This window comes from Pseudomonas sp. GW822-FHT05A08 (assembly GCF_058800485.1).
Genome location: NZ_CM179511.1, coordinates 3,663,520 through 3,685,106 on the forward strand (window position 1 = coordinate 3,663,520; position 21,587 = coordinate 3,685,106).

18 protein-coding genes are annotated in these 21,587 nt (G+C 64.6%); 10 read left to right on the top strand and 8 right to left on the bottom strand.

Features of this window, described 5'->3' with window-relative positions:
- Positions 1-6: 6 nt before the first annotated feature.
- From AC3RCP_RS16395 to AC3RCP_RS16405, 3 genes are all read left to right on the top strand, one after another.
- Positions 7-2,286, top strand: a complete 2,280-nt coding sequence (locus AC3RCP_RS16395) for a TonB-dependent receptor (protein ID WP_492570411.1) — start codon at positions 7-9, stop codon at positions 2,284-2,286.
- 37 nt (positions 2,287-2,323) lie between these two features.
- Positions 2,324-2,971 carry a MotA/TolQ/ExbB proton channel family protein gene (locus tag AC3RCP_RS16400; RefSeq protein ID WP_492570412.1) on the top strand — a complete coding sequence of 216 codons (648 nt, stop codon included), beginning with the start codon at positions 2,324-2,326 and terminating at the stop codon, positions 2,969-2,971.
- Positions 2,972-3,035: 64 nt separating this feature from the next.
- Positions 3,036-4,262, top strand: coding sequence for a phospholipase D-like domain-containing protein (locus tag AC3RCP_RS16405; protein ID WP_492570413.1), 1,227 nt, complete (start codon positions 3,036-3,038; stop codon positions 4,260-4,262).
- Positions 4,263-4,311: 49 nt separating this feature from the next.
- Here the strand turns inward: AC3RCP_RS16405 and AC3RCP_RS16410 are convergent, their stop codons facing one another.
- Entirely contained in the window at positions 4,312-6,270 is a 1,959-nt protein-coding gene (locus AC3RCP_RS16410; protein ID WP_101338013.1) for a GMC family oxidoreductase, read from the bottom strand.
- A 10-nt stretch (positions 6,271-6,280) separates the two neighbouring features.
- A complete protein-coding gene (locus AC3RCP_RS16415) occupies positions 6,281-8,788 on the bottom strand; it encodes a hypothetical protein (RefSeq protein ID WP_492570414.1) in 2,508 nt (835 codons plus the stop codon).
- 343 nt (positions 8,789-9,131) lie between these two features.
- Between AC3RCP_RS16415 and AC3RCP_RS16420 the strand changes: the two genes are divergently transcribed.
- From AC3RCP_RS16420 to AC3RCP_RS16435, 4 genes are all read left to right on the top strand, one after another.
- On the top strand, positions 9,132-9,398 hold the full coding sequence (locus AC3RCP_RS16420) for a hypothetical protein (RefSeq protein WP_101338014.1): 267 nt from the start codon (positions 9,132-9,134) through the stop codon (positions 9,396-9,398).
- A 68-nt stretch (positions 9,399-9,466) separates the two neighbouring features.
- Positions 9,467-9,937 carry a hypothetical protein gene (locus AC3RCP_RS16425; RefSeq protein ID WP_087090935.1) on the top strand — a complete coding sequence of 157 codons (471 nt, stop codon included), beginning with the start codon at positions 9,467-9,469 and terminating at the stop codon, positions 9,935-9,937.
- Positions 9,928-10,926 (top strand): DegT/DnrJ/EryC1/StrS family aminotransferase, encoded by a 999-nt coding sequence (locus AC3RCP_RS16430; RefSeq protein ID WP_492570415.1) that lies wholly within the window; start codon positions 9,928-9,930, stop codon positions 10,924-10,926. The genes AC3RCP_RS16425 and AC3RCP_RS16430 overlap by 10 nt, the downstream gene beginning before the upstream one ends.
- Entirely contained in the window at positions 10,923-12,164 is a 1,242-nt protein-coding gene (locus tag AC3RCP_RS16435; protein WP_492570416.1) for a hypothetical protein, read from the top strand. The genes AC3RCP_RS16430 and AC3RCP_RS16435 overlap by 4 nt, the downstream gene beginning before the upstream one ends.
- A gap of 3 nt (positions 12,165-12,167) precedes the next feature.
- On the opposite strand, the gene AC3RCP_RS16440 is transcribed toward AC3RCP_RS16435, so the two are convergent.
- The 4 genes from AC3RCP_RS16440 to AC3RCP_RS16455 all read right to left on the bottom strand — a co-directional run bounded on the left by AC3RCP_RS16440 (position 12,168) and on the right by AC3RCP_RS16455 (position 15,396).
- On the bottom strand, positions 12,168-12,476 hold the full coding sequence (locus tag AC3RCP_RS16440; RefSeq protein ID WP_256593374.1) for an NAD-binding protein: 309 nt from the start codon (positions 12,474-12,476) through the stop codon (positions 12,168-12,170).
- A gap of 224 nt (positions 12,477-12,700) precedes the next feature.
- The gene (locus tag AC3RCP_RS16445) at positions 12,701-13,645 is read right to left on the bottom strand and encodes an ABC transporter substrate-binding protein (RefSeq protein ID WP_492570480.1); all 945 of its coding nucleotides are present in this window, start codon (positions 13,643-13,645) and stop codon (positions 12,701-12,703) included.
- A gap of 61 nt (positions 13,646-13,706) precedes the next feature.
- Positions 13,707-14,510, bottom strand: a complete 804-nt coding sequence (locus AC3RCP_RS16450; RefSeq protein ID WP_101338018.1) for an ABC transporter ATP-binding protein — start codon at positions 14,508-14,510, stop codon at positions 13,707-13,709.
- Position 14,511: 1 nt separating this feature from the next.
- The gene (locus AC3RCP_RS16455) at positions 14,512-15,396 is read right to left on the bottom strand and encodes an ABC transporter permease (protein ID WP_492570417.1); all 885 of its coding nucleotides are present in this window, start codon (positions 15,394-15,396) and stop codon (positions 14,512-14,514) included.
- 394 nt (positions 15,397-15,790) lie between these two features.
- On the opposite strand from AC3RCP_RS16455, the gene AC3RCP_RS16460 reads away from it, so the two are divergent.
- Entirely contained in the window at positions 15,791-16,879 is a 1,089-nt protein-coding gene (locus AC3RCP_RS16460) for an LLM class flavin-dependent oxidoreductase (protein WP_492570418.1), read from the top strand.
- Between the two features lie 378 nt (positions 16,880-17,257).
- On the opposite strand, the gene AC3RCP_RS16465 is transcribed toward AC3RCP_RS16460, so the two are convergent.
- Together AC3RCP_RS16465 and AC3RCP_RS16470 are read right to left on the bottom strand one after the other, a co-directional pair.
- Entirely contained in the window at positions 17,258-18,052 is a 795-nt protein-coding gene (locus tag AC3RCP_RS16465) for a class II aldolase/adducin family protein (protein ID WP_492570419.1), read from the bottom strand.
- A 142-nt stretch (positions 18,053-18,194) separates the two neighbouring features.
- Entirely contained in the window at positions 18,195-19,100 is a 906-nt protein-coding gene (locus AC3RCP_RS16470; RefSeq protein ID WP_009049085.1) for a LysR family transcriptional regulator, read from the bottom strand.
- A gap of 220 nt (positions 19,101-19,320) precedes the next feature.
- Between AC3RCP_RS16470 and AC3RCP_RS16475 the strand changes: the two genes are divergently transcribed.
- Positions 19,321-19,929, top strand: a complete 609-nt coding sequence (locus tag AC3RCP_RS16475) for a cysteine dioxygenase family protein (protein WP_101338022.1) — start codon at positions 19,321-19,323, stop codon at positions 19,927-19,929.
- A complete protein-coding gene (locus AC3RCP_RS16480) occupies positions 19,926-21,509 on the top strand; it encodes a rhodanese-related sulfurtransferase (protein ID WP_101338023.1) in 1,584 nt (527 codons plus the stop codon). The genes AC3RCP_RS16475 and AC3RCP_RS16480 overlap by 4 nt, the downstream gene beginning before the upstream one ends.
- Positions 21,510-21,587 lie beyond the last annotated feature (78 nt).

Consider the following 21,587-nt stretch of genomic DNA (forward strand, 5'->3'; position numbering starts at 1 on the left):
ACAGTGATGAAGTTCACCCGGATTCATCTGGCACTCGTTGCCGCGAGCATGGGCCATGGGATCGCCATGGCAGACACCAGCGACAGCGACGTCGGCACCATTGGCGTGCAAGGCAAGGCCACGGCGGGCGGTGGCTACATGGTCCAGGAGGAGAGCGTCAAGGCGCGTTCCACGGTGACCAAGGAGGCGCTGGATAAACAGACCGCCACCGGCAACGCCGTCGACAAACTCAAATACACCCCGGGCCTGAACATCTCCAGCGAAGATGCCACCGGGCTTTCGGGTTTCCGCTTCACCATGCGCGGGCTCAACTCCGACCAGGTGGGGATGTCGGTGGACGGCATGCCGATCAACGACTCCGGCAACTACGCGCTGTACTCCAACCTGCTGGGCGACCCGGAAAACATCGAGCAGATCTTCGTCACCCAGGGTTCGGCCGAAGCCGATGGCCCGCACATCGGCTCCAGCGGCGGCAACATCGGCATCGTGACCATCCGCCCGACCAAGGAAACCGGGGCCTTCGTCAAGCAGGTGGCTGGCAGCAACGGCACCTTCAAGACCTTCGCCCGGCTCAATACCGGCGAAGTCAACGGCCTGAGCAACTGGCTTTCGCTGTCCCACACCGAAGGTGAGAAATGGCGCGGCGACGGCGCGGTGCGGGCGGACAAGGTGGAATGGAACAGCTTCTTCGACATGGGCGGCGGCAATACGGCCAACCTGATCCTCAAGTACCACGAGCAGGACAACAACAGTTACAGCCAGCTGACCAAGACCCAGTTCCAGCAGAACGGTCGCAAGTACGACCCCTACCCTTCGACGCCGGCCCTGGGCAGCAACGGCAAGGTCAGCAGCTACTACGCCCTGGCGCAGAACCCGTTCCAGACCTTTACCGCGGTGCTCAACACGCAATTCAAACTGGCCGACAACCTGGCCCTGTCGGTCATCCCGTATTACTACTGGGGTAATGGCAGCGGCGTGGGCGCCTCCAGCTATGCGCTGAACAGCGGTTCGAACCGGGGCGGCGTGTTCGACCTCAGCAACCTGCAGACCGCCGCCCAGTACAACGCCGACGGCTCTTCCACCAGCGGCGTCTATTACCGCCCTTCGCGGACCCAGACCTGGCGTCCGGGCATCACCACCAAGCTGAACTGGGACCTGGGCGACCACAGCCTGCAATTCGGCTACTGGTATGAGCGCGCGCGCCAGAGCCAGACCCAGCCGTTCATCCCGCTCAAGAGCAGCGGCAAGCCGGAGAGTACCTGGCCGGATTCGGATAACGTGGTGGACGCCAATGGCAACAAGGTCCAGGGCCGCGACCGCTTCACCATTACCCCGGCGCAGAAAGTCTGGGCCCAGGACACCTGGTATTTCGCCCCGGACTGGACCCTGGTGGCGGGCCTGGCCTACATGAACGTCAAGCGGGACGGCAGCAACCACGGCAGCCTCACCGAACAGCCGGAGAAGCGTCACCAGACCTATAACAAGTTGCTGCCCAACGTCGGCCTGAAATACCAGCTCGACGAGCGCGACCAGCTGTTCTACAGCCTGTCGCGCAACATGCGTATCCCGCAGAACTACGTGCTCTACGACCAGGGTGTCGGCTCCATCGACTCCAAGCCGGAAACCAGCTGGAACCACGAGCTGGGCTGGCGCTACAGCGGCGACGACATGACCCTGGCCGCCACCTTGTTCTACATGCAGTTCAAGGACCGCCAGGTCTCGTCCAGGGACATCAACGGCGACTTCGCCGACATCAACGCCGGCGCCGTCGACAACAGCGGCCTGGAACTGGAATGGAGCGGCCTGCTGCCCCACCACTTCAACTACTACACCTCCTACACCTACACCCGCGCCGAGCAGCAGGACGACCTGACTGTCTACAACGCCGGCAAGGCCATTGTCCTGCCCACCAGCGGCAAGCAGTTCGCCAACGTGCCGAAGAACATGCTGGCGGCCAACATCGGCTACGACGACGGGCGCTTCTACGGCACCTTCGGCGGCAAATACACCAGCAAGCTGTATGGCGACCTGACCAACGACGAAGCCATTTCCGGACGCACCGTGTTCAACCTCGGCGCCGGTATCTACCTGCCGGTGGACAAGAAAGTGGTCAAGGACGCGACCCTGCGCCTGAACGTCGACAACCTGTTCGACAAGAAGTACCTGGACGGCGTGTACACCACCAAGACCAACGCCGCGCCCTACGGCGGTTTCCGTGACGGTGACCCGGCCTACATCGTGGGCCTGGAACGGACCGTGACCGTCTCCCTGGAAGCGAATTTCTGATCGTCATCCGCCATATCGAAGAATGAGGTAAAGCATCATGGACATGAACCTGCTTCACGACATCACCTTCTATGTGATGTATGCCGCGGTGGCCATCGCGATCTTCATCGCCATCGAGCGCGGTCTCTACTTCGCCTATGTACGGCGCCAGGCCAGGGCGTTGATGGAGGCCCTGGGCGGTCAGGTGCACAGCGAGCGGGATTTGCCGCAAGGCGCCACCCGCCGCGACAGCCTGCCCTTGAGCATGGTCCTGCCGGTGCTGGCGCAAAAGGCTGCCCAGGGTTCGCGCAAGGACCTGGACGACGTGATCGAGAGCCAGTACCTGTCGACCCGCGCGCCACTGGCCCGCAGCCTGTGGATCATCGAGACCATCACCACTGCCGCCCCCTTGCTAGGCTTGCTGGGGACCATCCTGGGGATCATCGACACCTTCAAGGCCCTGGCCAGCGCCGGGGTGTCCGACCCGGGCCAGATTTCCGGCGGTATCGGCACGGCGTTGTTCGCCACCGGCCTGGGGATCGCCATCGCCCTGTTCTGCGTGGTGTTCCATAATTTTTTCCAGGACAGCCTGGAGCGCATCAACGATCAACTGAAGATGCTGTTGATCCGCGCGGCCACCGGCGCCCGGGTGCAGGATGAGGTGCCGCATCGGGCGCCGAGCCCGTTGCACAGCCGCACCGCGTAATTTCCCAGGGCGGGCGCAGGCCGCGCCCGCCTTTTTCCGATATGAGACGCCTATGTCCGTATGCATGAAGTTTCCACGAGCGCTGCTCAGCGTTCGGATCGCAGGCCTGGCTGGCTTGCTCGTCAGTCCGCTGGTCCAGGCGGACTTTGCCATTGCGGGGTTCGAGTTGGTGCATACGGTGCCGGTGGACACCGCGCTTGGCACGGCGGATCTGCGGCAACCCGGCCCCGTGTGGATCGAGCTGTTCGATGGCGCGAAAAGCCGGATCGACATCGGCCAGTTTTATGCGGCGGACCATCCCGGGTCGGTGCTGGGCACGGTGATCGAACACCTTGAGGCGGCCGGCAAACGCGGCGTGAAGATTCGCTTCCTGCTGGAAGAAAAGGGCCTGAAGCTGTCAGACCCCGCCACCCTGGAGCGCCTGCGGGCGATTCCCAACCTGACCTTCCGGGTACTGCCCTATGCCCGGGTGAGCGGCGGGATCATCCATGCCAAGTACATGGTGGTGGACGGCAAACAGGCGTTCGTCGGCAGCCAGAACTTCGACTGGCGTTCGCTGGAGCATATCCACGAAACCGGGTTGCGCATCAGCGATGAAAGCACCGTGGCCCAGGTGCAGGCGATCTTCGAACAGGACTGGCGGGCCCAGGCGGCCGTGGCGGCAAACCAGCCGGTGCCCCTGCCCGCCCCCGGCCAGCCGCCGCTACGCAGCGGCAATTACCTGGTGGCCAGCCCGCAACGCTACAACCCGCCCGGCGTGGGCGACTCGCAACAGGAGTTGCCGCGCCTGCTGGCCGAAGCGAAGAACGAAGTGCGGGTGCAACTGCTGGACTATGCGCCGCTGTCCTACGGGCCTGACCGGACCCGGCCCTATTACGCGGTGATCGACAATGCCGTGCGGGCAGCCGCGGCGCGGGGCGTGTCGATCAAGTTGCTGGTGTCCAACTGGAACACCGACAAGCTGGAACTGCCCTACCTGAAAAGCCTGGCGGTGCTGCCCAATGTCCAGGTCAGGATCGTCACCCTGCCCCAGGCGTCCCAGGGGTTCATTCCCTATGCGCGGGTGATTCACAGCAAGACCATGGAGATCGATGGGCAGGTGGCCTGGGTCGGCACCAGCAACTGGCTCGGCGGTTACCTGGACAATTCGCGCAACCTGGAAGTGGTGATGCACGACAGCGCGATGGCCAGGCGCATTGGTGAGCTGCACGGGCAATTGTGGGATGGGCCTTATGCCAAGCCGCTCGATGTGATGGCTGAGTATCCGGATCCGCATCCGGGCACGCCGTGAAGGCAAGAAAAGGCCGAGCCTTTCGACGGCTCGGCCTCCTGTCCAGCGTTCAGCGTTTTGACGCAACCATCGCCTCCACCGTGGTCGCTCTGTCCGCACTGGCTGTAGCCTGCCCTGCGCCGCGAACCGCCTGCGCCCGTGCTGCAACAGCATCCTGCAGGATCACCTGCGCCGCCTTCTCCGCCGCCACATAGATCGAGGTGACGATGAAGAAGCCGGGGATTTTCGGGAAGATCGAGGCGTCCACCACCCGCAGGTTGCCCACGCCGCGTACGCGGAAGGCGCTGTCGAGCACGGCCATCGGGTCGTCGTCGGCGCCGATCGGGCAGGTGCAGGAGGCGTGGTGGCCCCAGGCCTGGTTCATGACGAAGGTCCTGAGCTGTTCGTCGGTCTGTACCGCATCGCCGGGCAGTTCTTCGCTGGCGATCAGCCCGGCGTCTTTCAGCGGCTGGGCCAGGTTGCGCACGAACTTGATGCCCTCCACCACCGATTGCAGGTCTTCGCCCTGGGTGTCGCTGCCCTCCTCGAAGTAATGGAAGTTGATCAGCGGGGTGTCGGCCGGGTCTTTCGAACGCAGGGTGACGTAGCCGGCGTTGTTGTTGGTATGGGCCTTGAGTATGGCCCAGGTCAGGTAGTTCAGGTGCTCGACGATCAGCTTCGAGTAACCGGGGAAATAGCCGCGAAACAGCGCCAGCAGGGAGAAGCAGAACAGGTCCGGCAGCGGCCGTTGCTTCAGGGATTTCTTGATGATCGCCAGGACCGCGCCGTTGGTGCTGTAGACCCCGACCTTGCCCTTGGCCCACTCCTCGTACTGCGGATCGCCCTTGGCGTAGCGCGCGCCCTTGAGCACTTCCCAGTGCTCGAAGTTCATCCGGTTGACCACCCCGACCTCGTAGCGGTCCTGCAGGTTGCGCCCGACGCCCGGCAATTCGACCCGCACCGGGATGTCCTTGGCTTCCAGGGTTTCGCGCGGGCCTATGCCTGAGAGCATCAGCAGTTGCGGGGTGTTGAAGGCGCCGCCGGCGAGTATCACTTCACGGCTGGCGTGCACCTGGCGCAGTTCACCGGTGGCATTGCGCGGCAAGGTGCAGGCCCGGTACAGCCGCGCGCCCTTGATGTACTCCACGCCATAGGCACGCTGCTGGTCATCGAGCAGCACTCGGGTCACCAGCGCATCCAGCTCGATGTGCAGGTTATCCGGGTGGCGCTTTTGCACATCCAGCAGGCGTTCGCGGGTGCCGTGGCGATGGTGGTGCCGGGTGGTCAGCGGCGGATAGCGCAGGCCGATGGCTTCCTCGCGCACCAGCCGCCAGTCATTGGGGTCGCCCACGCCCTGCAATTGCCAGCCGATGCGCTTGAGGGTTTCGCCCAGGGTCTTGAACGCCTGCTCGGCGGACTTGACGATCGAGCGCACCAGCGACAGGTCGTCGATCACCGCTTCCGGCACGGCCTTTTCCACGTGCAGCCAGCCCTTGAAGCCATGCCGCGACGGGTTGATGCCGAACCAGGAGAGAAACCGCTGGAACGGCCGGTGGTGGCAGTTCTCCAGGTTCTGGAAGTGCTCGCGCATGGCACTGGCGTTCCACGACGGGTCACCGGTGATCTGCGCGATATGGTCCCAGTCCTGGTTGTGCGGGTAGACGGTGATCATCGCATTGTGCGCGGTGCAGCCGCCCAGGCAACTGGCCCGCGGATACAGCACCCCGTCGACGTTCTCGCCCTGGAAGGTCCGGGTGAACTTGGGGTCCTGCGACTGGCGGGCATCGTTGCTGTAGTGGCGGACGAAGAAGTCCCAGCGCATCGCATCGTTCTCGGTGGAGCGCGGGTGGAACGCCGGCACCTGGTACTCCTCCGGCAGCCGCGGGGCGGTGGTGTCCGCCGCCGCCGGGTCGCTGCCCGACTCCAGCACCAGCACCTTGCGGCCCTGTTCGGCCAGGCGGGCGGCGACGGTGCCGCCCCCGGCCCCGGAGCCGACCACGATGTACTCGTAATCCGTTTCGTTGTTCATCGCTGGCCACCTAGAAAGTTTTCAGCAGGGCGATCAAGGCCCGTTTGTCTGCATCACTCAGGGGCGCTTCCTCCTTGAGGAAGCTGGTGCCGAAGTAATGCCCCTTGTCCACCACGAAGTCCGGGCACTTGCTCACCTGCAGCAGCGGCTTGACCAGGCCGGCGAAGACCTTGCGGGCTTCCTCGTCGGAGGCACCAGGCGGCAGTTGCTTGAGGTCGTGCTTGATCTTCAGCAGCAGGTCCAGCACCTGGTCGCGTTTCTCCAGGTCGATGTTGGACAGCAGGCTCACCGGCGTACCTTGCGGGATCGGCCCGAGCTGGATGCCGTCCTCGCCGAACAGCCACGGCAGCCAGCGGCCGAACAGGCCTTCGAGTTTTTGCAGGAAGGTTGGCAGATAGCCGCTGCTGACCCGCAGGTAGCTGGTTTCACTGGTGACGTCGACGGTGCCCCTATGGCTCTTGCCGGAGCGGGTCATGACCTGGAAGTCGCCGGTGCGGTTTTCCGGCCACAGCAGCATCTCGATCGAGCTGTCGAAGGACGCCATGCGGTCCTCCACCCCACCTTTCCAGTGGAATTGCCCCAGGCGGTTGTTCAGCAGCAGCGGCGCGGTGGACCACACACTGACCAGCGAGGCCGGCCGCGTATAACCGCGTCCGCCCGCCGGCATCGCGTATTCCCAGGGCTCGCCGGTGTACGGGTTCTGCACCAGCACCGAGCCTACCGCCGGCAACTGCTTGTACGACTCCGAGGAGAAGTTGTCCCAGATATTGCCGCCCAGGGCGTTGGTCGCCAGCGGGCTGCAGGCGTTGGTTTCGGTCAGGGTGACCGGCACCCGCAGTTCGGTGGAGAGGAAGTTGTCGGTCAGGAACTTCTCATCCTTGACGATGGCGCGCATCGCCGTCTTGAACTCCGGCGTCTTGCTCCAGGTCCAGTAATTGTTCCAGCACTTGAGGTAACCGTCGTTCACGCAGCCATGGTCGGGAAAGAAGGTCCAGGCCTTTTCCGGCAGTTTGCTGGAGTGACAACGGGCGCAGGTGTCGGCGAAGACTTCCTTGCCGCGCTCCAGTACCGCCGCCGGTTCGCTCAGGTGTGCCGCGCCACCGGGGGCGTTCTTCAGGTAGTCCGGGGTCGCCGAGGCCAGGAAGAACAACGCCAGGTCCGGGGTCTGCGCCTCGTTGGCGTTCCAGTAGGAGGAGTTCTTGCGTGCCACGTCGATGCGGAACGGGGTGATCGGCTTGCCGCCGATCAGCGGCCGGAAGTGGGTGGTCCACTCCTCGCTGTACAGGCCGATATTGATGAACACCCGGTTCAAGGCCCCGAGCGCGCCCACCGAGTCGGCGCCGTCCTTGAGCACCCGCGGGGTGAACACCGTGTCGGGTTTTTTGTAGAACTGCGCCAGCGGGCTGTCCGGCGGCACGCCGGGCACCTCGTTGAACTGGCGGTTGTTCAGCCCGCCGCCGGCGAGTTTTTCCTTGCCCAGGTTCGAGGCCAGCTCGATGCGCGCCTTGAGGTTGTAGACCGCGTTCATGGTGCGCGGGTTGTTGATGTAGTCGGTGGAGACGAACGAGGTGTCCAGCGCTCCCGGTTTCGAGGTGTGGAACAACTGGTACGGGAAGCTGCTCGGGTCCTGGTTCCACATGAAGATCCGGTCGACCCAGAAGTACTGCGCGCCGGGGTTGGAGTTGAGGTTGGACCAGGCCGGATGTTCAGGGTCGGCCGGCGGGTTGGTCGGGTTCGGCCCGACATGGCAGAAGCCGCAGGACATGCCGACCCGGTAAGGTTTCACCAGCTTGTTGTCGTTGTAATAGGCCGGGTCTTCGTAATAGCGCTTGGCGTCCCACTTCTTCTGCGCGTGCTCGTCGAAGTCCGGGTTGGGGAACAGCCGCAGGCCGACGATCCCGGTGCCGTAGCCGTAATAGGAGCCCACCGGCAGGTTCTTGCCCCGGGCGCCGATCTTCACCCCGGGGTATTTGGTTTCGTCCTCGAAAGGGTCGGCGGCGCAGGACGGGTCGCGCTTGTCCAGCCACAGGCCGTAGCGATCGTCACGCGGCCCCTCGCCCTTGACGTAGCAGGGTTCGTTGACCACCCCCAGCACTTGCCAGCGTTTATCGCGGTTGTATTTCAGGCTCGGGTGGTTGGAGACGGTCTTGAGCAGGTCCAGGTTGCCGACGCTGTCGCGCGAGAGCTTGTCCCACAGCGCATCGTTGCCGGCGGTCCAGACGATCCAGTTGTTGCGCCCGCGGGCGAAGGCCTGGAGCGCCTGCTGTTCGGTAATACCGGGGATGAAGGGCGACAGTCGCTCGACCAGCAGTTGCGGTTGCCTGGACACGCCGTAGTCCATGTCGGCGAAATAGTCCTCGTCGGCGCCTCTGAGGCTGCCGGCATCGCGGCCGACGCATTTGGCTTCGTCGAGTCGCTCGCCGGGCTTGTCGCCGCAGGGGTTTTTCGTATCGCTGCTACAGGCCTGTAACAGCACCAAAGGAAGGAAAATGCTCAACATCAGCTTCACGGGTGTCATGCGCTGCTCCTTGCATGTGCTGCAGACCGGTCCCTCTGTCCTTCGGGACACCTGTGTCGCGACCGGTTCTTTTTCTGATGGCCGAACAACCGACTGCCTGCGCACCGGGCCGGTTAACCTCGGTGCGCCAATCGCCTTACAACGCCCTACAGCCGCCATACTAGGCCATGGCAAGCGGCTCAATACTTCCATTTGGCGATGAAAAGCCAGGGGTAATTGCGATTGGCTATCGGGCTTCACCCTCACCGTTCCGGCTGTCGGAAACGCTACTGGCAACCTGCTGTTTTCCTGCTTTAACTTACTCGTGAGGGACGGATCACCCTCCCTTTCGCGAGGGCTGCACATGGACAGGAAAAAGCCCGCTTCTTCGGCTCTTCACGCCGAACATGCCCGTATCGACTCACGTCAGGCTCTGCCGGGCCTGGCGCGCAAAGGCGTTGGCCTGCTCTACGGCAGCATCGATTTCGCCTTCATCTCGGCCGCGGTCAACGTGCGCCGCATCAGCCCGCCGGCCTTCACCGGGGACTTCAGCCAGGCCATCGATCGCTTGAGCATCGACTCCCTTTGGCGATCCGCAAGCAAGGTTCCGTCGGAACAAGGAGGTGCATGAGGCAGAAACGTACCGCGCACTGTTGATGAAGATGACCGGTTTAAATCAAACATATTGGAGTACACCACATGAACGGACACACCAATCCTTCCTTTGACGAAGCCATGCCATTGGGGGCGTCTGATGCGCAATTCATCAATGACCTGCATGAGCTACTGGAGCGCCACGGCAACCTGGATCGCTTCGGACTCTGCCTGCTGCACGATCACTTCGCGATCGGCGAGGACGAGATCCTCCTCGAATGTAACGACCACGATTCCCGCACCCTGCATCTGGATGTGGTCAAGCGCGGCGCCCTGCCGGAAAGCAAGTTCACCAGCTGGCGCATCGGCGGCCCCCGGGCCGAGGCCCTGACCGCCTGTGCCATGGACAAGTGCAAGGTCGAAGCCTTGACTGCCTGCGCCATGGACAAGTGCAAGGTCGAGGCCCTGACCGCCTGCGCCATGGACAAGTGCAAGGTCGAAGCCTTGACTGCCTGCGCCATGGACAAGTGCAAGGTCGAAGCCCTGACTGCCTGCGCCATGGACAAGTGCAAGTAATCGCGCTTCCCGCCGATGGCCAGTGGCGGGCACGGGAAGTCGATCGGCTGCCGTGCTCATCCTGGCTCGCGCAGTTCTATGGGCGTCGCCACGGCGCCCTGCTGGGCTCCGGCACGGCGGCGTTGGAACTGGCGCTGCGTCAATTGGGCGTCGCCGCGGGTTGGCGGGTCGCGGTTCCGGCCGCTACCTGCCATCAGGTGGTGGCGGCCGTGCTCAATGCCGGCGCGGTGCCGGTGATTATCGAAAACGCCGCCGAGCTGCTGCTCAGTCCTGCCGCCCTGGCGCCCCACATCAATGGCCTGGACGCGGTGATCGCGGTCCATCAATACGGCCTGCCCTGCGATATCCCCGCCTTGCGCCACCTGCTGGGGGAGCGCTTGCCGATCATCGAAGACAGCGCCGGCGCTTGGGATCTGAGCGGCCCCGGAGCTTCGCTGGTGGTCACTTCCATGGGCCATGGCAAACCCCTGGATATCGGCGGTGGCGGCGCACTGTTTGGCGATAGCCCGGTGGATGGCGAGATCGATGTCTGGTCGCCAGGCCAGCGTTCGCGGGCACGGCCGGCGTCGAGCGCTCCCTTGTCGATCCAAGCCTTGCCGGCGCTGATAACCGCCGTCGCTGCGGTCCAGGCGCGCACCCACAGGCTCAGACAACAGGTGCCGGAGCTGCTGGCGCGGTTGTGCGATTACGGCCTGGAACCCTGGGCCGTCGAAGGCACGCTGGCGCCGAGCTGGCAATTCGTGCCGATCCGCATCCGCGAGCGGCCGCTGTTCGAGCGGCTGCGCTACAGCCCCCATGCCGAGGCCCTCGGGGTTTGCGCCCCGGCCCGCGGCGCGCTGCGGGACCTGCCCATGCTCGGGCGCCATGGCGAGGTGGCCCAGGGGCCGGAACCGACCCTGGACCTGCACCACAGCTGGATTCTGCTGGACCCGCTCGCCGCTCTCGACCACCCACGGCGCCTCGCCGCCTGGGCCAGAGGCCACCGATGAAACGTTTCGACTCGCTCGATGAACCGAACCATGACCTGGACCTGCCCTTCGCGGCCGGCCCACGGGTAAGGCAGCTGGCGGACTACGCCGGCAGCGGCCAGGCCCTGGCCGAAGAACAGCTGCTGGGGGTGGCCGGCGCCCGGGTGCTGTTCGCCAGCTACGGGGCGATCCGCGCCGACTTTGGCAGCCTCTGGGCGACGCCACACGGCACCGACGAGCAGGCTGCGATCGACCTCTGGCTGCTGCACAACGCCGCCTTTATCTCCACCAGCCAGGCGGCGGCACGGGGCATCAACACCCCTATCGCCCTCGACGGCCGCCGGGTGGCAGCCTGGCGCCCGCCTCGCTATGGCCGCGCCGCGGTGCTGTGCTCCCCGGAAAGCGCGCAGGTGCTGTTCGACATCAAGGGCATCGGCGTGCCGCCGGACGAAGCCCCGGTGTTGCCCCACTCCAACGGTTTGCTGACCCTGGCCGAAGCGGTGCACGAAGTGCTGATGGAGCATCTGGTATTCGCCGCCATGAGCCACGCCGGCGGCGCGATCACGCCGTTGCCGGCCTATGCCCTGATCGATCTGGGCTTCGACGCCTTGTGGCACGACGGGCGCCCGGCAGAACCGGCGGTGCTGCTGTTGCGCCGGCCCTGCACCCGCCCGCGCTGCCAGCGGCAACGCTATTGGCAAGGCGCCGAACTGGCCGGCGCCCTGATGCAGGCCGAACTGTTGCTGCGCCGTTATGGCCTGACCGCCAGCAGCTGTGGTGCGGTGCGCTTTCAGGTTGGCCGGGAGAACGGCGAACTGCGGGTGCGGCGCGACGGCGAAGCGCTGCGGGTCAGTGGCCAAGTGGCCGAGACGCTGCAGCGCTTGCTGGCGGATAACCAGGGCGCGCCGCTGCTGATCGATGGGGTCAATGTGCAACTGGCCGGAACAGCCAGCATCGAGCCGTTGCAATTGCAGGTGATGGACTTCGGCCGTTATCGGTTTGCCGAGGGTTTCGAGCATCACCTGTACGCCTGGATCGACGCTGACTACCAGAACCTCAACGGGTTGTACCTGGGGCCGGGCGATCCGCGCTACGTCCAGCCCGATCCGCGCGTGAGCCTGGCAAGGACTGCCGAGGGCCCGTGCTTCGTCGAACTGCAACGCCAAGTCAGCGGCTTTCGCCAGGGCGGCGAGCCGGATCGCCTGTGCCAGGCGTTGCGCGCCGCCCTGGAAGAAGCCTGCCGGCCGTTGCGCGGTTAGGCGTCAGTCCTGCCCGGAGCGCCGCAGCGGTATCCGCGCCAGTGCCGTCCAGTCCAGCTCGCCATCGCCCCGAGCGACCGCCTCCAGCAGGGAATCGCGCATCACGCTGGCAAACGGCAGCGGCACATGGCGGCTTTGACCGGCTTCCAGCGCCAGGCCGACGCCCTTCAGGCCCAGGACCAAACGGAAGGCCGCCGGGGAAAAGCGTTGCTCGGCGATCTGCGGGCCATAGTTGCGGTGCACCGGGGCGTTGAACAGGGTGCTGGCCATGGCAGCGCCCATGCCGCCCAGCCCGAGAAAACCGATGTTCATCTTCGCACTCCTTATTTCGTCAATAGGGGTTCAACAGGGCTCGCGGGCTCAGAGGGCCGGCTGGCTGTCCACGGCAATCGCGGAAAGCAGGCAGACCTGGCGCTCCAGCACATGCTCGTAAGTCGTCTAGAAGGTTTCAGCGGCCTGCGATTGTAAGCGCGCCACGCCGCGAATCCGTCAATAGCGTGACACCATGCTCCGCCCTCCTTTCCGCCAACCGCCACCTAAGGCGCGGAAAACACACCGGTATCGGTCAGCGTCCGGACATCGACCCGATGGGGAAAGATCTTCTTGGCCACGAACAGGTCGTCGACTTCCTGCAAGGCCTGGACGTCCTGGGCCGCCACCGGCAGCAGCGACTCGTCGCCCCAACGGCGCAGGGTCTGCGACACCTCCAGCGGGATGTCGTTGACCCTGGCGAACACTCGCGCGTATTCGTCCGGGTTCTGCCGGCCCCACTCCAGGGCCTTGGCGAAACGTTGCAGGACATCGCTCAGGGCCTGGCGCTTCAGTGGGTCGCTGAGCACTTCGTCCGAGGCGGTGATGAAGTTCAGCCCGGTATTGATGCCCTCGCCGCTGATCAGCACCCGCGCGCCCTGCTGCTCGGCGAAGGCCTGGTACACGCCGAAGGTGGCCCAGGCTTCGATTTGCCCGGCATTGAAGGCCGGCAAGGCGTCGGTCGGCAGCACGAAGCCGACCTTGACGTCCTTCTCGTCGACCCCGGCGTTGGCCAGGGCGCGAATCAGCAGGTATTGGGCAATGCTGCCGCGGGCCGACGACACCACCACATTGCGCCCCTTGAGGTCGGCGACGCTGCGGATCGGCGAATCCGCCGGCACCAGGATCGCGATGCCGCGAGCCTGGCCGCGGCGTACCGCGACAATGCGCAACGGCGCGCCACCGGTGGCCGCCGCCAGCACCGGGGTATCGCCGGCGGGCGCCAGGTCGACGGCACCGGCGCGCAGGGCTTCGAACAGCGGTGCGGCGCCCTGGAAGTTCGCCCACTGCACCTTGTACTCGATGCCCTCCAGGGCATTCGCCGCCTCCACCACCGTGCGCAGGCCCTTGGCCTGGTCGCCGAGGATCAGGGTGACGCCGGACAAGTCCGAGTGTTTCGTGGAGGTGGATTCTGTCTTGCCGCTTTCACCGCAACCGCCAAGCAACAACATGGCCCCCGACAGCAGCAGGGCCGTGGTTTTCCGAAAACGTGAACCTTGCTTTATCAAAAGCTCAACCATGGGCAAACCGCCGAATGCTGTTGTTGGAAGACTGGCGTGCAGAGCCGGCTGCTTGCAGCGCGGGCTCCACCGCTTCCACCCCCAACAGACTCAGCAAACGCGCGCGAATTTCCTGGAAACCGTCCTGGCCGGTGTCCCGCGCGCGTGGCAGGTCGATGCTCAGTTGCTCGGCGATCTTGCCGTTGGCCAGCACGATGACCCGATCGGCCAGGAGGATGGCTTCGTCGACGTCGTGGGTCACCAGCAGCACCGCCGGCGTGTGCTTGCGCCAGAGGTCGATGATCAGCCGGTGCATGCGGATCCGGGTCAGCGCATCCAGCGCGGCGAAGGGTTCGTCGAGCAACAGCAGCTTGGGCTCGCGCACCAGGCCGCGGGCCAGGGCCACGCGCTGGGCTTCGCCGCCGGAAAGCGTCGCCGGGTAGGCTTCCAGGCGGTGGGCCAGGCCGACTTCGGTCAGGGCCTGCACCGCGCGGGCGCGGGCGTTGGGAATGCGCAGGCCGAGGATCACGTTCTTCCAGGCACGCTTCCAGGGCATCAGGCGCGGCTCCTGGAACACCGCCGCCCGCGCCTTGGGCACCCGCAACTGGCCGCTGTCGATGCTGTCGAGCCCGGCCAGGCTGCGCAGCAAGGTGGTCTTGCCCGAACCGCTGGCGCCCAGCAGCGCGACGAATTCCCCCGGGGCGATGTCCAGGTCCAGGCCGTCGATGACCCGTTGCTCGCCGAACTGGCGCACCACATTGCGCAGTTGTACCGGATGGGCGGCTTTGGTCGCGTCCACAAGATCGATGCTCGACATATCAATTCCTCACGAAAGTTGGGCGCCAGGCCAGGGCGAAACGTTCCAGGGTGCGGATCAGGCCGTCGATCAGCAGGCCGAGGACGCTGTAGATCAGCAGGCAGATGACGATCACGTCGGTGCGCATGAAGTCCCGCGCATCACTGGCCAGATAACCGATGCCAGCGGTGGTGTTGATCTGCTCGACGAACACCAGGGCCAGCCAGGAAATCCCCAGGGAATAACGCAGGCCGACGAAAAACGAGGGCAAGGCGCCCGGCAGGATCACGTGCCAGATCAGCTCGCGCCGGCTCAGGCCCAGGGTGTTGGCGGCCTCGATCAGCTTGGGGTCGATGTTGCGGATACCGGCGAACAGGTTCAGGTACACCGGGAAGGTGGTGCCGGTGACGATCAGGGCGATCTTGGTGAACTCGCCGATGCCGAACCAGAGAATGAACAGCGGCACCAGGGCCAGTGAAGGAATGGTGCGCAGCATCTGCATCGGCGAATCCAGCACCACCTCGCCGCGTTTCGACAGGCCGCTGGTCAGCGCCGCGACCACCCCGATGCTGACGCCGAAGCTCAAGCCCACCAGCGCCCGTTGCAGCGACACCAGCAGATGCTTGCCCAATTCACCGGAGGCGATCATGGCCCAGAGCGTGCCGCCGATCTGCGACGGCGCGGCGATCACCCGCTGGGGAATCAGCCCCCAGCGCGAGGCCAGCTCCCACAGCAACAGCAGCATGATCGGGCTGATCAGGCGCAGCAGCGCCTCGGGGGTGCGCCAGTTGCGCAGCCACCGCGGAATCCACTGCGCCCCACCCTGCCCCGCGCCACCCCGGCGAACGGCCTTGTCGACGGAAAACGAGCTGCTGGCGCCCGGTGTCTCGAAAGTCTTGTCGCTCATCAGGCTTGCTTCCTCATCAAGCACATGGCCGGAGGCGCCATGTTTCAGCTTCGAATTCATGCTATTCGCATAAAAAATCTCAGTGAAATTCTTTTTGGGAATAACCTAATATGATTAAAAATCAGATAGAAAATTAACCAGATAAATTATTTGCATAGTAAGGCGGCTCGGCCAACGCCCTTTGCGGAGTGCGCGGGCACGGCGCTATAAAATGCACATTACTGATTAATCAGCATTTAAATAATCAATTAATTTAATAATTAACTTAGAACAAAACGGCATTTCACACCCTGCCCCGCTGCGCCTACTTTCGACACCACGGACCGACCCCTTGCCCGGTGGAGGCTGAATTACGCCTATTGGAAAACTATTGGAAGAAAACAGGGAATCCACCATGAGTATCGAATTCATCGGTTTTATCGGCGGCCACCACGCCTCGGAAATCCACCCACGCAGCGGCCCCGTGCTGCAACCCGACTACGTGGAGACAGTCGCCCGCGCCCATGAAGACGCCGGCTTCGACCGCGCCCTGGTGGCGTTCCACTCCAACAGCCCGGACAGCACCCTGATTGCCGCGCACGCCGCCAGCGTGACGAAAAAGCTCAAGTTCCTGATCGCCCATCGCCCGGGTTTCGCCGCGCCGACCCTGGCCGCGCGCCAGTTCACCACCCTGGATGTATTCAATGGCGGGCGCACCGCGGTGCACATCATCGCCGGTGGCGACGACCGCGAACTGCGCGCCGACGGCAGCTACATCGACAAGGACCAGCGCTACGCCCGCACCGACGAATACCTGGACGTGCTGCGCCAGGAATGGACCCGCGACCAGCCCTTCGACTATCAAGGCCAGTATTACCAGGTCGAGGGCGCGTATTCGGCGGTGCGGTCGCCGCAACAGCCGCACATCCCGCTGTACTTCGGCGGCTCCTCGGCGGCGGCCATCGCGGTGGCCGGCAAACATGCGGACGTCTATGCGCTGTGGGGCGAAACCTACGAGCAGGTGCGCGAAGTGGTGGCCCAGGTGCGCGCCGAGGCCGCCAAGCATGGCCGCAGCATCAGGTTCAGCCTGTCGTTGCGGCCGATCCTGGCGGACACCGAGGAGCAGGCCTGGGCCCGTGCCGAACGCATCCTGCAGCAGGCCACGGCTCTCGCCGAGCAGACCGGTTTTGTCCGCCGCGAACCACCCAATGAAGGTTCGCGCCGCCTGCTGGCGGCAGCGGCCCAGGGCTCGCGCCTGGACAAGCGGCTGTGGACCGGCATCGCCGGGCTGCTCGGCGCCCAGGGCAACTCGACGTCCCTGGTTGGCACCCCGGAGCAAGTGGCCGAAGCCCTGCTCGACTACTACGACCTGGGCATCACCACCTTCCTGATCCGCGGTTTCGACCCGCTCGAGGATGCCATCGACTATGGCCAGCGCCTGATCCCGCTGACCCGCAAACGGGTGGCCGAGCGTGAGCGGCTGGCCGCGGAAAAAGTCGCCTGAGCTGGAACCCCGACGCATGGAGCCCTGATCGCCCTGTAGCCGCTGCCGCAGGCCGCGATCGGGGCACAGCCCCGCCAACCTGCCGACGCGCTATTACTGCCCCTTGGCGGCGCCTGGCCTGGCGACCGCTGCGCGGTCGTTCGCAGCCTCGCTTCGCTCGGCAGCGGCTACAAAGCATCACGCCTTGCAGGATGGACGCCTTGTAGCCGCTGGCGCAGCCTGCGATCGGCTGCGCAGCAGACGCAAAACCGGAGACTGCGGTTTGTCAGGCAGACCGCGTGTTGTGGATTCACGGCTGCTGCGTCGCAATGCCGCCCAAGCCGATCGCAGGCTACGCCAGCGGCTACAGTGCGTAAGCGCGCTGGCATGTCCGTACCATCACTCCTTGTAGCCCGTATCGCTACGCTCCAACTGCCGGATCAATGCATTCCAATGCCGGGCGACACCCGGCCCATCACCACTCTTGAAGGCTTCGGCCTGCTTCTCGACCTTGGCCACCACCTCGGCCGGCGGGAAGATCAGTTCGGCATTGCCGCTGGCCTGGGCAGCGATCTGGATATTGCAGGCGCGCTCCAGGTAATGCAGTTGCTGGAACGCATGCTCGACGCTGATGCCCGCGGTGAGCAGCCCGTGGTTACGCAGGATCAGCACGCTCTTGTCCCCCAGGTCCGCCACCAGCCGTTCGCGCTCGTCGAGATCGAGGGCGATGCCTTCGTAGCCGTGGTAGGCCACGCGCCCGGAAAAGCCGATGGCGTGCTGGGAGATCGGCAGCAGGCCGTCGCGCTGGGCGGACACGGCGATGCCGTCGCGAGTGTGAGTGTGCAGGACCGCGTGCAGGTCGGAACGGGCGCCGTGGATCGCGCTGTGGATCACATAACCGGCGTAGTTGATGCCCAGGCCCGTGGGGTCGTCGACGATGGTGCCGTCGATGTCGACCTTGACCAGGTTGGAAGCGCTGATTTCGTCGAACAGCAAGCCGAAGGCGTTGATCAGGAAATGCTCGTCGGGCCCCGGCACCCGCGCGGAAAAGTGCGTGTAGATGTGATCGGTCCACTTGTACAAGGCCGCCAGCCGGTAGGCCGCGGCGAGCTTCACGCGCACCTCCCATTCTTCGGGGCTGACACGCTGGCGAACATTTTTCGAGACGCTGGATAACGGGCTGACGCTGCTCATGGCAAAACTTCCTGGATGGCCTTTAAGGAACTCCAGCAAGCCTAGGGGAAGGCAAAAAATAATAAAAAGCACATTTTAATCTAAGCTAATTATCATTATTTTTTATTTTAAGCCATCCCTCTCCCCTCCCTCTTTACCCCGCTCACGCGGCGCTCTTGATCTTCTGCAGCGAGCCCGCGACCAGCTTGCCAAAGGCATCCACCGGCCCTTGCAGGTTGCCGAGAAAATGCGGGTAGATCAGCCACAGATCCATCACCGGCTTGAAGTCCTTGAGCGGCATCACCGCCAGTTGTTCGCGGTGGGCGCTGCGCTCCAGCAACGGCCGCGGCACCAGGCCGAGCCCCAGGCCATCGGCCACCAGGCCCAGTTGCAACTCGGTGCCGAAGGTTTCCAGGTTGACCCGCAGGGCCAGGCCCTGGTCCGACAGGGTGCGTTGCAGCCCGGCACGGAAGCCGCAGCCGTCCGGATTGAGAATCCAGCCGTTCTGGTAGATGTCGGCGAGCTTGCACGGGCGCTTGGGCAATTGCGCCTTGGCGCAGACCACCACCAGCTCCATCTTGCCGATCGACTCACCGATGATGTTGTCCGGGAAGATCTTGCCGGCCGGGAACAGCGCGGCCGCCGCGTCCAGTTCGCCACGCTCGATCTTGCCCACCAGTTGGCTGCCCCAGCCCGTGGCCACCTGGGCGCGCAGTTCGGGGTATTCGACCCGCAGGTGCTTGAGGGCATCGAGCAGCACCACATCGCCGATGGTCTGCGGCACGCCCAGGCGCAACAGCCCGGTGGGCGGCGCATCGGTGGCCACCAGTTCGCGCAGGGCATCCATTTCCCGCAGGATCAGCCGGCACTGCTCGTACACCCGGGTACCGATCAGGGTGGGCTTGAGCGGCTTGGTGTTGCGGTCGAACAGCTCCACGCCCAAGGCCTGCTCGAAGTTCTGCACCCGCCGGGTGATAGCCGGTTGCGTCAGTTGCAAGGTCTCGGCGGCATGGCTGATGGACTGGCAGCGAATCACTTCGACAAAGGCGTCGATATCATCAATTTTCATTTGGTCCGCACATAGAGAACAGTCATTAAGATGTTCGAAAAGCATAGTTTGAATGTGAGTGGCTGGATAGCCTGGCGCATCTATCGATAACGTCTAACGCTATTCGCAAGGGTTCTAAATTCCTTTCAGCTATAACCTAATCATAAAAAAATAGCATATTAAGAAAAATCATTATGCTTAAATCCTGATATCGAACTTAGACCACGACCACGGAATCGCCATGACCCAGGCCCGACACCCGGAGAGACTCAGAGCATTCATAGGCGCCCTGGCGGAGCTGATCGACAGCAATCCTCGCGAAGGCGATCTGCTGCACCGCGGCGGCAAGCTGCTGGCCCAGCTGGTCAGCCATGACGACTGGTTGCCCGAAGACTTCGCCCGCCCCGACCCGGAGCGCTATCAACAGTACCTGCTGCACGCCGATTCCCGGCAGCGCTTCAGCGTCGTCAGTTTTGTCTGGGGGCCGGGGCAACGCACGCCGATCCACGACCACCGGGTCTGGGGGCTGATCGGTATGTTGCGCGGCGCGGAGTATTCCCAGGGCTTTGCCCGCCAGAGCGACGGCAGCCTGCGGGCCGAGGGCCAGCGAATCCAGCTGCTGCCCGGCCAGGTCGAGGCGGTGTCGCCGAAGATCGGTGACATCCATCAGGTCAGCAACGCCTTCGACGACCAGGTGTCCATCAGCATCCATGTCTACGGCGCCAATATCGGTGCCGTGCGCCGCGCGGTGTACCAGAGCGACGGCAGCGAAAAACTGTTCATTTCCGGTTATTCCAACGCCTACCTGCCCAATATCTGGGACCTGTCCAAAGAGAGCCAAGCCCTATGAGCACAGCACCTACCCGCTCCTACCCGCAGATCCGCCAGGCGCTGCTGAACCGTGAAGAGCTGGCCCTCGTCGATGTGCGCGAAGAGGCACCCTTCGCCCAGGGGCATCCGCTGTTCGCCGCCAATATCCCGCTGTCGAAACTGGAGCTGGAGGTGTATGCGCGGATTCCCCGACGCGATACCCAGATCACTCTCTATGACCATGGCGAAGGCCTGGCGGAACGTGCCGTGCAACGTCTGCAAGCGCTGGGCTACAGCAACGTCAGCCTGCTTGAGGGCGGCCTGCAAGGCTGGCGCGACGCCGGTGGCGAGTTGTTCATCGACGTCAATGTGCCGAGCAAGGCCTTCGGCGAACTGGTAGAGAGCCAACGGCATACGCCGTCCCTGGCGGCGGAAGAAGTCCAGGCCCTGCTCGACAGCCAGGCGGACCTGGTGGTGCTCGACGCCCGGCGCTTCGACGAATACCAGACCATGAGCATTCCCCGTGGCATCAGCGTGCCGGGGGCGGAGCTGGTGCTGCGCGCCCGCGAGCTGGCGCCGGACCCGGCGACCCGGATCATCGTCAACTGCGCCGGACGCACCCGCAGCATCATCGGCACCCAGTCGCTGATCAATGCCGGCATCGCCAACCCGGTGGCCGCCCTGCGCAACGGCACCATCGGCTGGACCCTGGCCGGGCAAACGCTGGAGCATGGCCAGTCGCGGCGCTTCGCTGCGACCAGCGAAGCTCATCGAGACAGCGCCGCCCAAGACGCCCGGCGGGTGGCCGACAAGGCACGAGTGGGCCGCGCCAGCCTCGGCGATCTGCAACGCTGGCAGCAGGAAACGCAGCGCAGCACCTACCTGTTCGACGTGCGCACCGCGGAAGAATTCGAGGCCGGCCACCTGCCCACGGCCCGCTCCACCCCCGGCGGACAACTGGTACAGGAAACCGATCATTTCGCCAGTGTGCGCGGCGCGCGCCTGGTGCTGGTGGACGACGATGGCGTGCGCGCCAATATGTCCGCCTCCTGGCTGGCGCAGCTGGGCTGGCAGGTGTACGTGCTGGACGACTTGCAGCCCGCACATTTCAGCGAACAAGGCCCCTGGCAGGCCCCGGTGCCCGCGCCGCGCCAGGCCGAGGAAATCAGCCCCGACACCCTGGCCCAATGGCTGGGCGAAGGCGACACTCTGGTGCTGGATTTCACCAGCAGCGCCAACTACGTCAAGCGGCATATCCCGGGGGCCTGGTGGGCCTTGCGCGCGCAGTTGCCGCAGGTCCTGGCCAAGCTGCCGCCCGCCGAGCGTTATGTGCTGACCTGCGGCAGCAGCCAGTTGGCACGGCTGGCAGTCGCCGAGGTCGAGGCCCTGACTGGCAAGGCGGTATTCCTACTGCACCAGGGCACCGCCAGCTGGATCGCCGCGCAGCTGCCGCTGGAGACGGGCGAAACCCGCCTGGCCTCGCCGCGCATCGACCGTTATCGCCGGCCCTACGAGGGCACCGACAACCCCCACGAAGCCATGCAAGCCTACCTGGACTGGGAGTTCGGATTGGTGGAGCAACTGGCCCGCGACGGCACCCACGGTTTTTATGTGATCTGAACCCTGTGAATTGAAGCCCGGCTCATGTGCCTTCAGCGGTCATGAGCCAGCCGACGCAACACCCGGACCGACCCCTTT